General features: G+C 74.0%; 10 protein-coding genes and 1 pseudogene. 7 read left to right on the top strand and 4 right to left on the bottom strand.

Translation table 11 applies throughout. From position 1 onward, the window contains the following. A pseudogene (locus QZX64_RS03415) lies at positions 1-450 on the bottom strand (hypothetical protein); the annotation flags it as partial. A gap of 42 nt (positions 451-492) precedes the next feature. Between QZX64_RS03415 and QZX64_RS03410 the strand changes: the two are divergent. Continuing rightward, positions 493-933: a MarR family winged helix-turn-helix transcriptional regulator gene (locus QZX64_RS03410; protein WP_295656976.1), complete on the top strand. Its 441-nt coding sequence runs from the start codon at positions 493-495 to the stop codon at positions 931-933. A 55-nt stretch (positions 934-988) separates the two neighbouring features. Next, positions 989-2398 (top strand): MFS transporter, encoded by a 1410-nt coding sequence (locus tag QZX64_RS03405; protein ID WP_295656974.1) that lies wholly within the window; start codon positions 989-991, stop codon positions 2396-2398. Between the two features lie 40 nt (positions 2399-2438). Here the strand turns inward: QZX64_RS03405 and QZX64_RS03400 are convergent, their stop codons facing one another. Next, entirely contained in the window at positions 2439-3674 is a 1236-nt protein-coding gene (locus QZX64_RS03400) for a phospholipase D-like domain-containing protein (protein WP_295656971.1), read from the bottom strand. A gap of 81 nt (positions 3675-3755) precedes the next feature. On the opposite strand from QZX64_RS03400, the gene QZX64_RS03395 reads away from it, so the two are divergent. Genes QZX64_RS03395 through QZX64_RS03375 form a run of 5 tightly spaced genes read left to right on the top strand, consistent with a single transcriptional unit; the run spans position 3756 to position 8715 of the window. After that, entirely contained in the window at positions 3756-4955 is a 1200-nt protein-coding gene (locus QZX64_RS03395; protein WP_295656969.1) for a M15 family metallopeptidase, read from the top strand. Between the two features lie 31 nt (positions 4956-4986). Then, a complete protein-coding gene (locus QZX64_RS03390) occupies positions 4987-5580 on the top strand; it encodes a nucleotidyltransferase family protein (protein ID WP_295656967.1) in 594 nt (197 codons plus the stop codon). Positions 5581-5589: 9 nt separating this feature from the next. Then, positions 5590-6468, top strand: a complete 879-nt coding sequence (locus QZX64_RS03385; protein ID WP_295656966.1) for a MoxR family ATPase — start codon at positions 5590-5592, stop codon at positions 6466-6468. Continuing rightward, on the top strand, positions 6465-7580 hold the full coding sequence (locus QZX64_RS03380) for a VWA domain-containing protein (RefSeq protein ID WP_295656964.1): 1116 nt from the start codon (positions 6465-6467) through the stop codon (positions 7578-7580). Before QZX64_RS03385 ends, QZX64_RS03380 begins: the two co-directional genes overlap by 4 nt. Then, a complete protein-coding gene (locus tag QZX64_RS03375) occupies positions 7573-8715 on the top strand; it encodes an XdhC/CoxI family protein (RefSeq protein WP_295656963.1) in 1143 nt (380 codons plus the stop codon). The genes QZX64_RS03380 and QZX64_RS03375 overlap by 8 nt, the downstream gene beginning before the upstream one ends. A gap of 276 nt (positions 8716-8991) precedes the next feature. Here QZX64_RS03375 and QZX64_RS03370 read toward each other — a convergent pair whose 3' ends face one another. After that, complete coding sequence (locus QZX64_RS03370; protein WP_295656962.1) at positions 8992-9867, bottom strand: glycine betaine ABC transporter substrate-binding protein; 876 nt, start codon at positions 9865-9867, stop codon at positions 8992-8994. Positions 9868-9968: 101 nt separating this feature from the next. Beyond that, positions 9969-10690 (bottom strand): proline/glycine betaine ABC transporter permease (locus QZX64_RS03365; protein WP_295656960.1); only part of this gene is annotated, 722 nt, incomplete at its 5' end.

The raw sequence follows: 10690 nt of genomic DNA, 5'->3' as shown, positions 1-10690 counted from the left end.
GTGCGCGGCCCTGGCGAAGAGCTCGACGTCCCAGGTGCGCGGCGCCTCGACGACGTCCTCCTGCCAGACGGCCACCCGGTCGTCGCTGAGCTCGACGACGCGGTGCAGGGCCGGCGCGCGAAGCCCGGGCGGCAGCGTGGCCAGCACCTCGGCGTCCCAGAGCTCGACCTCGCTGCGCCAGGGGAAGTCGGCTGCGAAGTGGACCGCCTCGTCGGGTGGCATGAAGGCCAGCATCGGCCAGTGGCGGACGTGCTGGAGCACCTTGCAGAACAGTGACCACGGCCGGCCGCCTGAGGGGTAGCCGACCACCTCGAGAGTCGCAGCCGGCCGGGCCTCCCGGCCGAGGGCCTGCCCCACGAGCTCGGAGACGGCCGTGTCGACGGCCGTGGGCGCCACGTCGAGGAGTCGGTCGACGGTCCAGGCGCGGATGCCCGTCGTCACGTCGTTCATCGGTAAGGCTCCCTTCCTATTACACGAAGGTAAGGTGGCCTTATGAGCTCCGTCAAGGGGGACGGGCCCGACCACCTGCTGGCGCTCCTGGGCCACCTCCTGGACGCCATCGGGCGTGACGTCCGCGCTCGCACCCAGGGGATCGCCGGGACGGGGCTGCGCACCTCGCAGCTGCGGCTGCTCAGCCTCACGCCCGCCGACGGCCTGCGCGTCACCGACCTCGCCGAGCGGGTCGGGATGACGAAGCAGGCGCTGGGCGAGTTCGCGACCGTGCTGGAGGACCGCGGCCTGCTCGAGAGCCTGCGCGACCCCGCCGACCGGCGGGTGCGGATCCTGCGTCCGACGGCCGCGGGTCGCGCGGCGGTCGCCGAGGGCACGGCGGTCATCGAGGAGGTCGAGGCGGAGTGGCGCGCCCGCCTCGGCGCCGGCAAGTGGGACCAGCTGCAGGCACTGCTGCGGGAGGCGGTCGCCGTACGCGGGTGAGGTTCGCCAGCGTTCCCCGCGGCTCGCACACGGAGCTCTGCTCTACCGTGGTGGGGTGAGCAACCACGAGCTGGTCTCGCTGGACTCCGCGGTCGGGCGGATGGTCGTCACCGCGGCCGTGCTCGGCTCCGGGCTGACGATGCTCGACGGCAGCGTCGTCAACGTCGCCCTCAAGACCATCGGCGAGGACCTCGACGCCTCGCTGGCCGACCTCCAGTGGATCACCAACGGCTACCTCCTCTCGCTGGCCTCCCTCATCCTGCTCGGCGGCGCGCTCGGCGACCGCTTCGGCCGGCGGCGCGTCTTCGTCGTCGGCACGGTGTGGTTCGCACTCGCCTCGCTGCTGTGCGGGCTGGCGCCGACACCCATGGTCCTGATCGTGGCGCGGGTCCTGCAGGGCATCGGCGGGGCACTGCTCACCCCCGGCAGCCTCGCGATCATCCAGTCGGTGTTCCAGCCGGCCGACCGCGGCAGGGCCATCGGGGCGTGGTCGGGCCTCGGCGGCATCGCCGCGGCGATCGGGCCGTTCGTCGGCGGCGCCCTCGTCGAGTACGTCTCCTGGCGGTGGATCTTCCTGATCAACCTGCCCCTGGCGGCCATCACGGTGCTCATCGCCCAGCGCTGCGTGCCCGAGAGCCACGACCCCCATGCCACCGGGCGCTTCGACGTGGCCGGCGCGGTCCTGGCCTGCGTCGCCCTGGGCGGTGTCACCTGGTCGCTCATCGAGTGGGGCTCGCCCTCGGCGCCGTACGCCGGCGCCGTCGGGCTGCTCTGCGGCGCCGCGTTCGTCCTCGTGGAGGCCCGCAGCCACGAGCCGATGATGCCGCTGGGCCTGTTCGGCGACCGCACGTTCAGCGCGGCCAACGCCATGACGTTCCTCGTCTACGCCGCGCTCGGGGCGGTGCTGTTCTTCCTCATCATCCAGCTGCAGACGGTGAGCGGGTACGGCGCCCTGGAGGCCGGGGTGGCCACCCTGCCCATCACCGTGTGCATGCTCCTCCTGGCCTCCCGCGCCGGCGAGCTCGGCACCCGCATCGGCCCCCGCATCCCGATGACCGTCGGCCCGGTGGTGATGGCGGCGGGGTCGCTGCTGCTGCTCCGCGTCGACGACGACGTCAGCTACTGGATCGACGTGATGCCCGGCCTGACCGTCTTCGGCCTGGGCCTCTCCCTGATGGTCGCCCCCCTCACCGGCACGGTCCTGGCGGCGGCTCCCGACGACAACGCCGGCATCGCCAGCGGCGTCAACAACGCCGTCGCGCGGGCGGGCTCGCTGCTCGCCGTCGCCGCGCTCCCGGTGGCGGTCGGGCTGTCCGGTGAGCAGTACGCCGTGCCGGCCGCGTTCGACCAGGCCTACGACCGCGCCACCCTCGCGTGTGCCGTGCTGCTGGCGCTGGGGGGCGTGCTCAGCTGGCTGACGATCCGCACCCCCGAGCAGCTGGCGCCGCTGGTGGAGACCCCCTAGTCGTCACGGGGCCGGCGTCACGAGGCTGGCGTCACGGGGGCTAGCGGCAGGGGGCGTAGTCCGGCACCGGGAGGCGGGGTGCGCTGTGGCGTCCGTGGCCGAACGCGTCGGCGAAGTGCCGCGCGTAGTGCTGGTGGATCCAGCGGCCCGTCAGCCGCAGCATGATCTCGTCGTTGTAGTGCAGCCCGCCGCAGGTGGCGTTGCTGGTGCCCGTGACCACGACGTACCGGGGGCGGCCGCCGACGACGGCGTGGATGGCCACGCCCTTGTCGTGGGTGCTGACCTGGCGCACGCGGGACGCAGGCAGCCGGCCTCCGCGGACCGGCTGCTCCAGCCACTTCTCGACCGGCGGCCGGTCGACCACGACGCGCACGTCGCAGCCCCTCTCGTGCAGCTGCACCAGCCTGCTTCGGACGTCGGCGCGCTGGATCACCGCGAGGTTGACGTCGACCTGGCGGAGCCCGCGCCGGCACCGCACCTTCCGCAGGGTGTCGATGAGGAGGTCGCCGCGCCTGGGGTAGAGCACGGCCGCCGGCCGGCGCAGGCGGGTGCGGGCGCCGTCCCAGCGCTGTGCCGCGAGCGCGCGGAACCAGCGGCCCGCGAAGCGGTAGTACCGCTTGTCGACGATGCGCAGCAGCGAGTTGTACTGCCGGTACTGCAGGCCCACGAGGTTGCTCGAGGTGGTCACCACCGAGCGCTCGCCGTCGATGTCGGCGAGCACCAGCTTGAGGTGGTTGATGTCCTGGGCGACCGGCGCCGGGCCGGGCGCGGTCCACGGCAGGCACGCGCCGTCGCACACCACGGTGTTGCCGGGGGCCGGGTCGCCCGCCTCGATGCGCTGCACGAGGCCGGCTCCCACCGGGTTGAGCAGCACGTCGTCGTCGACGACGAGCCGCACCTCCGCGCCGCGAGCCTGCGCCTCCACCAGGTCCTCGGCCGCTCCCCGGATGTCCCACCGGAACATCGCGATCCGCAGCGAGTCGCCGGCGCCGGCGTCCTTGAACAGCCGCCGCAGCCGGTTGATGACCGTCGGGTGGGTGCCGCCGTGGGTGCCCGGGGAGGAGAAGCAGACCTCCACCTCGCGCCTGGCCCGGCAGCCCCTCCCGCGGGCCTTCGTGGGCTCGACCGCGCGGCGTACGGGCGTGGCCGTCGGCGCGACCGCTGCGGCCGCCGAGTCGACCGTCCGCGCGACCGGCTCGTCGCCCCCGGTGGTCCCGCAGCCCACGGTCGCCAGCACGGAGAGGACCAGGGCGGCCACGAGCCGCGACGTCGACATGCGCCCCAGGGTGCCACGGCCGGGGCGCGAAGCCGGGCGAACCGGCTCGCGGGCTCCCCACCGGCTGGAAGAATGGGGGGCATGGGGCGCAGGGGCACGGGACGCACGGGCGGGCGGGCGCTGGTCGCCTGTGCCGCGCTCGTGCTCACCCTGGCCGCCTGCGGCGGGGAGCCGCCGGTGGCCGACCCGCCGCCCGACCCGACGCCGCCGCCCAGCAGCCCGGCGAGCGCCCGTCCGGCCGGTGAGCACGAGATCCGGGCGCCCGGCCGGATCGAGGACTGCTGCCAGGAGGCCGACATCCTGGTCTCCAGCGAGCAGCCGCTCCCCGGCGACATGACGGCGCGCCTGCGGAGGGTGAGGGGCGTCGACGCGACCGAGTCCCTGTCGCTGGCCCAGGTCGCCGTGGAGAACCGGGTCATCACGATCGGCGCGGTCGACCCGGCGTCGTACCGCCGCTTCACCGTCGCCGGCACCGCGCAGCTGCAGGAGGTCTGGGAGCGGGTCGCCGGGGGCGAGCTGGCGATCGACGAGGCGCTGGGCCGCAGGCTCCAGGACGACGCGGGCTACGTCCGGCTCGGCAACGACCAGGACGCCGCGCAGGTGCACATCGGCGCGTACGCGACCCAGGTGCCGCAGCTCGACGCGGTGGTCAACCGCAGATGGGCCGAGACGCTGGGCATGCGCCGCGGCAACGCGCTCCTCGTCTCCACCGACATCACCTCGCCGCAGGTCGTGCGGGACCGCATCCAGGACATCGTCGGCGAGGGGATGTCGGTGCAGATCCTCGGCCCCGACCTCGACGTCGACGCCGTGCAGACCGCCTTCCTCACCGGCGGCTCGGTGGCCGAGGCGGTCGGCACGTTCTCCTACCGCGTCGCCGGCGGGGGCCGCATCTCGCCCGAGGGCTCGTGGGTGGCGTCGAACATCCGCACCGAGCCGGTGCCGATCCTGGGCAGCGTCACCTGCCACCGCGTGATGATCCCCCAGCTGCGGGCGGCCCTGGCGGAGGTGCAGAGGGCGGGCCTGGCCGGCGAGGTCGACCCCTCCGAGTACGCCGGGTGCTTCTACCCGCGGTTCATCGCCGGGACCACCCAGCTCTCGCTGCACTCCTTCGGCATCGCCGTCGACCTCAACGTGCCGGGCAACCAGCGCGGCACCGTCGGCGAGATGGACCGCCGGGTCGTGGCGATCTTCAAGAAGTGGGGCTTCGCGTGGGGCGGCGACTGGAGCTACACCGATCCCATGCACTTCGAGATGGACCGGCTCGTCGAGGTGCGCTGACGTCTCGGCCGGTTGCTGCGACAGTGGGCCCATGACCACCGGGCTCCTGCTCGCCGCCGGCGCCGGCCGCCGGATGGGCACGCCCAAGGCGCTGGTGCACGACGACGACGGCACGAGCTGGCTGCGCCGCTCCGTCGGCGCGCTGGCGGAGGGCGGCTGCCGGCCGGTGCAGGTCGTGCTCGGCGCGGCCGCCGACGAGGCCCGGCCGCTGCTCGAGGGGCTCGACGTGCAGGTGGTCCTCGCCGACGACTGGGCCGAGGGGATGGGCGCGTCCCTGCGGGCCGGGCTGGCCGCGGCGAGCGGCGACGCGGTGCTCGTCAGCCTCGTCGACCTGCCCGACGTGACGGCGGTCGTGGTGGCCCGGGTGCTGGGGTCCGGGTCGGGGCCCGGCGTCCTCGCGCGGGCGGCGTACGACGGCAGGCCGGGGCACCCGGTGCTGATCGGCCGCGACCACTGGGCGGCGGTCACCGCCACCGCGGTCGGCGACGCCGGGGCCCGCGACCACCTCGCCGCCGCGGACGTCACGCTGGTGGAGTGCGGCGACCTCGCCACCGGGCACGACGTCGACAGCCGGGGGGACGTCCGGGGTGACACGCCAACGTCCGGCCAACGTCCCCGCACGTAGCCTGCAGGCATGGAGTCCGCGTCCGACGTCGCCTCCCGCCTCGGCACGGCCGGCTACCTCGCCGGCCCCGAGCTGGCGACGGTCGTCTTCCTCGCCACCCGGATGCAGCGCCCGCTGCTGCTCGAGGGCGAGCCGGGCACCGGCAAGACCGCGCTCGCCGAGGCGCTGGCCTCGTCGCTGGAGCTGCCGCTCGTCCGGCTGCAGTGCTACGAGGGCATCGACGCCACCCAGGCCCTCTACGACTGGGACTTCCCCCGCCAGATCCTCCACCTCCGCGCGCTGGAGGCGGTCGCCGGCGGCACCGCGGGGGGCTCGGTCGAGGAGGCCGAGAAGAGCCTGTACGACGCCCGTTTCCTGCTCGCCCGTCCGGTCCTGCAGGCGCTCCAGCAGAGTCCGGCGGTGCTGCTCGTGGACGAGGTCGACCGCGCCGACGACGAGTTCGAGGCGTTCCTCCTCGAGGTGCTCAGCACCTGGCAGGTGAGCGTGCCGGAGCTCGGCACGGTCGCTGCCGCCGAGCCGCCGCTGGTGGTGCTCACCTCCAACCGCACCCGCGAGCTGCACGACGCGCTGAAGCGCCGGTGCCTCTACCACTGGATCGACCACCCGGGCCTGGAGCGCGAGGTCGAGATCGTCCGGTCGCGGGCCCCCGAGGTGTCGGAGGCACTGGCCCGCCAGGTGGCCGGCGTGGTGCAGCAGCTGCGCGCCGGCGGCGACCTGCTCAAGCCGCCCGGGGTCGCGGAGACCATCGACTGGGCGCGCGCCCTGACCTACCTCGGCACCGCCGAGCTCGACCTCGCCTCGGCCGCGGCCACGCTCGGCGCGCTGGTGAAGTACCGCGAGGACGCCGACCGCGTGCGCCAGGCGCTCGACCGGATGCTCACCACATGAGCGCCCCGGGCACGGTGCGGCAGCCCGACGAGGTGCTGCTCGGGTTCACCCGCGCCCTGCGCGCCGCCGGCGTGCCGGTCACCGCCGACCGGTCCCACGGCTTCCTCGAGGCCACCGCGCTGCTCGGCCTCGACGACCGCAGCGCGGCCTATCGGGCCGGCCGCGCGACGCTCTGCGCCGGCCCCGACGACCTCGACCGCTACGACCAGGTCTTCGCGGCGTGGTTCGACGCCCGATCCGGCCTGCCCCGCACCCGGCCGGCGAGCATCCCCAGCACGCCGGTGGCGGGGTTCCCCGAGGCGGAGTCGTCGGGCGAGGGCGCCGATGGCGACGAGGACGCGGTCCGCGCCGCCGCGACGACCAGCGAGGTGCTGCGCCACCGAGACGTCGCCACCCTCGACGCGGCCGAGAGGGCCCGGCTCGCCGCCCTCTTCGCGACCCTGCGCGCGAGCGCGCCGCTGCGTCGTACGGCGCGACGCCAGCGCTGGCACCGCGGCAGCCTCGACGCCTCGCGCACCCTGCGGGCGAGCATGCGCCGCTTCGGCGAGCCGGCCGAGATGGTCCGGCGCCGCCGGCGGCGACGGCCCCGCCGGGTGGTGCTGCTCCTCGACGTGAGCGGATCGATGAGCGGGTACGCCGACGCCCTGCTCCGGCTCGCCCACCGGTTCGTGGTCACCGGCGATCGGGTCGAGGTGTTCACCGTCGGCACCCGGCTCACGCACCTGACCCGCGCGATGCACCACCGCGACCCGGAGCGGGCGATCGTGGCGGCCGGCGACACCGTGCCCGACTGGTCCGGAGGCACCCGGCTGGGCGAGACGCTCAAGGTCTTCCTCGACCGCTGGGGCGCCCGAGGCATGGCCCGCGGCGCGGTCGTGGTGATCTTCAGCGACGGCTGGGAGCGCGGCGACGCCGGCCTGCTGGCCGCCCAGATGCAGCGGCTCGGTCGTATCGCCCACCGCGTCGTGTGGGTCAACCCGCACCGGGGCAAGGCGGGCTACGCGCCGGTCCAGCAGGGGATCGCCGCGGCCCTGCCGCACATCGACGACTTCGTCGCCGGCCACTCGCTGGCCGCCTTCGCCGAGGTATGCGAGGTGGTGGCTCGTGCGTGAGGTGATGCCCGAGCTGCTGGCGTGGTGGGAGGCCGGCGACACGGTCGGGGTCGGCACGGTGGTCGCGACCTTCCAGTCGGCGCCCCGCCCGCCCGGCGCCTCGATGCTGGTCGGCCCCGACGGCCAGGCCGTCGGCTCGGTGTCCGGGGGCTGCGTCGAGGGAGCGGTCTACGAGCTCGGTCAGGCGGTGGTGGGGTCCGGCACGCCCGTCCTGGAGAGGTACGGCGTCTCCGACGACGACGCCTTCGCCGTCGGCCTCACCTGCGGCGGCATCCTCGACGTGTTCGTCGAGAAGGTGGACCGCGCGACCTTCCCCGAGCTGGCCGACGTCGCGGCCGACATCGAGGCGGGCCGTCCGGTCGCGCTGGCGACCGTCATCGAGCACCCCGACCCGGCGTGGCTGGGCAGGCGGATGGTGCTGCGTCCCGACGCCGACGTCCCGCGCACCGGCTCGCTGGGCAGCGGGCGTGCCGACGACGCCGTCGCCGACGACGTGCTCGGCCTGCTGGCCTCGGGCCACCACGCGACGCTCACCTACGGCCCCGACGGCGAGCGCCGCGGCGAGGGCATGCGGGTCTTCGTGTGGGCGTTCGCACCGCCGCCACGGATGCTGGTCTTCGGCGCCATCGACTTCGCCGCCGCGGTGGCCCGGATGGGCGCGTTCCTCGGCTACCACGTCACCGTCTGCGACGCGCGGCCCGTCTTCGCGACCGCCTCGCGCTTCCCCGGCGCGGACGACGTCGTCGTCGACTGGCCCCACCGCTACCTCGAGGCCGAGGCCCAGGCCGGGCGCGTCGACCAGCGCACCGTGCTCTGCGTGCTCACCCACGACCCGAAGTTCGACGTGCCGCTGCTCGAGGTGGCGCTGCGGCTGCCCGCGGTGGCCTACGTCGGGGCGATGGGCTCGCGGCGCACCCACGACGACCGGCTGGCCCGGCTGCGCGAGGCGGGCCTGACCGAGGACGAGCTCGCCCGGCTCAGCAGCCCCATCGGCCTCGACCTCGGCGCCCGCACTCCCGAGGAGACCGCGGTGTCCATCGCCGCGGAGATCGTGGCCCGGCAGTGGGGCGGCACCGGACGGCGGCTGGCCGTCGAGAGCGGACGCATCCACCGCGATCCGCGCGTGGTTCGGTGAACGTTCACCCATTGTGGTGATGCTGCCGACCGGCGGCCACCGGAAGTGTGACCGCCCAAGATCGGGCCTGGGAGGGCCCGCCCCACCAGCTCTGGGAGGACCCATGCCCCGTCGGGGAGCACTCGCATCATCGTTCGCACTCGTGGCGCTCGTGGCCGGAGCCGCAGCCACCGCACCGGCGTCGGCAGAGCAGGCCGCCGCCAAGCCGAAGGCGGAGACGCTCGCCAAGGGGCTCGTCAGCCCGTTGAGCCTCGCCGTCTCGCGCGACGGCACTGCCTACGTCGCCCAGAACTTCACCGGCATGCTGATGAGGATGGCGCCCGGCGGGAAGCCGGAGGTGATGTACGCCGCGACCTGGTTCTGGTCGTCGTTGGACCACTCCCACTTCTCGACCAGGCCGGCCGCGGGCGAACCGGAGTCCATGAACTCCTTCGAGGCGACCTTCTTCAGCTCGGTCTCGGCGTAGTCGCAGGCGACGTCGGCCTTGTTGGCGTCGCAGCCCTCCTCGTACTCGGGCAGCTTCACGCGCTCCAGCGGGATCTCCGCGTGGACGTAGTGCGGCTCCCAGAAGTAGCCGAGCAGCCACTCCTCGTTCTTCTGCGCCCGCTCGAACGCCTCGACCGTCGCGGTCTCGCCGCCGGAGAAGACGACCTTGAAGTCCAGGTCGAGGTTCTTCACGATCGCCTCGTCGTACTGGGTGTAGGTCGGGTCCGACCCCAGGAACTGACCCTGGTCACCGGACTCCGAGGTCTGGAACTCCTCGGAGAAGTCGTTGAGGTTCTCGTAGTTCAGGACCTCCGGGTGCTCCTCGGCCAGCCAGCCCGGGACGTACCACCCGATGACGCCGGTCGCGCCCATCGACCCGAGGTCGACCGCGGTGCCGTCCTCGACCGCTCCCTCGAGCTCGGCCTGGTGTGACCACTCCTCGAGGATGACGTGGCCGTCACCGGACGCCAGCGCCTGGTACGACGGCCCGCCCTCCTTGAGCTCGACGTAGTTGACCGTGCAGCCGAGCTCCTCCTCGGCCACGTGCCCGACGACGTAGGCGTCGGCGGTGTAGCCCACCCAGGGGTGGACCAGGATGTTGAACTCCCCGCAGTCCCCCCCGCCGGACCCGGCCTGCGACTCGTTGGCCTCCGTCTGCTCCGACACCGAGCCCCCGCCACACGCTGTCAGCGCGAGGGCGGTGCCCAGCGCAGTACTCACTGCGGCCGTGGCACTGCGCCACCGCCGCTTCCCTCGTACCAGCATCCTCACTCCGTTCCGTTGGGTCGCCGTGTCGACGACTGCTTGTGGGGGACCAGCCCGCGGAGCCCGCGACCGCGGGCGCCGGCGGGGCGGGAGCCGGGACCTGCGCGGTCGGCAGCCGCCCGTGTCACCCGGTCGATGACGATCCCGAGGAGCACGATCGAGAACCCCGCAGCCGCGCCCTTGCCGGCGTAGTCGGCGTGCGCGAGGGCGTAGATTACGTCGTAGCCCAGCGCGCCGGCACCCACCAGCCCGCCGATGACGACCATGGCCAGCACGTAGAGGAGTCCCTGGTTCGTCGCGAGCACCAGCGACGCCTTGGCCATCGGCAGCTGCACCGTGGTGATCTCCTGCCACCGCGTCGAGCCGGTCGACCGGGCGGCCTCGATGACCCCGGGGTCGACGCCCCGGACGCCATCGGCCACCAGCTTGATCGCCGCGGGCGCGGCGTAGATGGTCCCGGCGACGATCGCGGTGAACCGCGTGGGGTCGAACAGCGCCAGCACCGGGATGAGGAAGACGAAGGCCGGGATCGTCTGCCCGGCGTCGAGCACCGGTCGCAGGAGGAGGTCGGTCCTCGGGCTCCGCGCCATCCAGACACCGAAGACGAGCGCGAGCACCATGACCAGCAGCGTCGCGACGAGGGTCATGTTGAGCACGACCATCGTGTCGTTCCACAGGTCGAGCAGGTAGATGCCGGTCAGCCCCACCAGCGCCGGGACCACGG

The organism is uncultured Nocardioides sp. (genome assembly GCF_902805925.1).
Classification (GTDB): Bacteria; Actinomycetota; Actinomycetes; order Propionibacteriales; family Nocardioidaceae; genus Nocardioides.
Note: the sequence above shows the minus strand (reverse complement) of the source record. Positions and strands in the feature narration are given on the sequence as shown.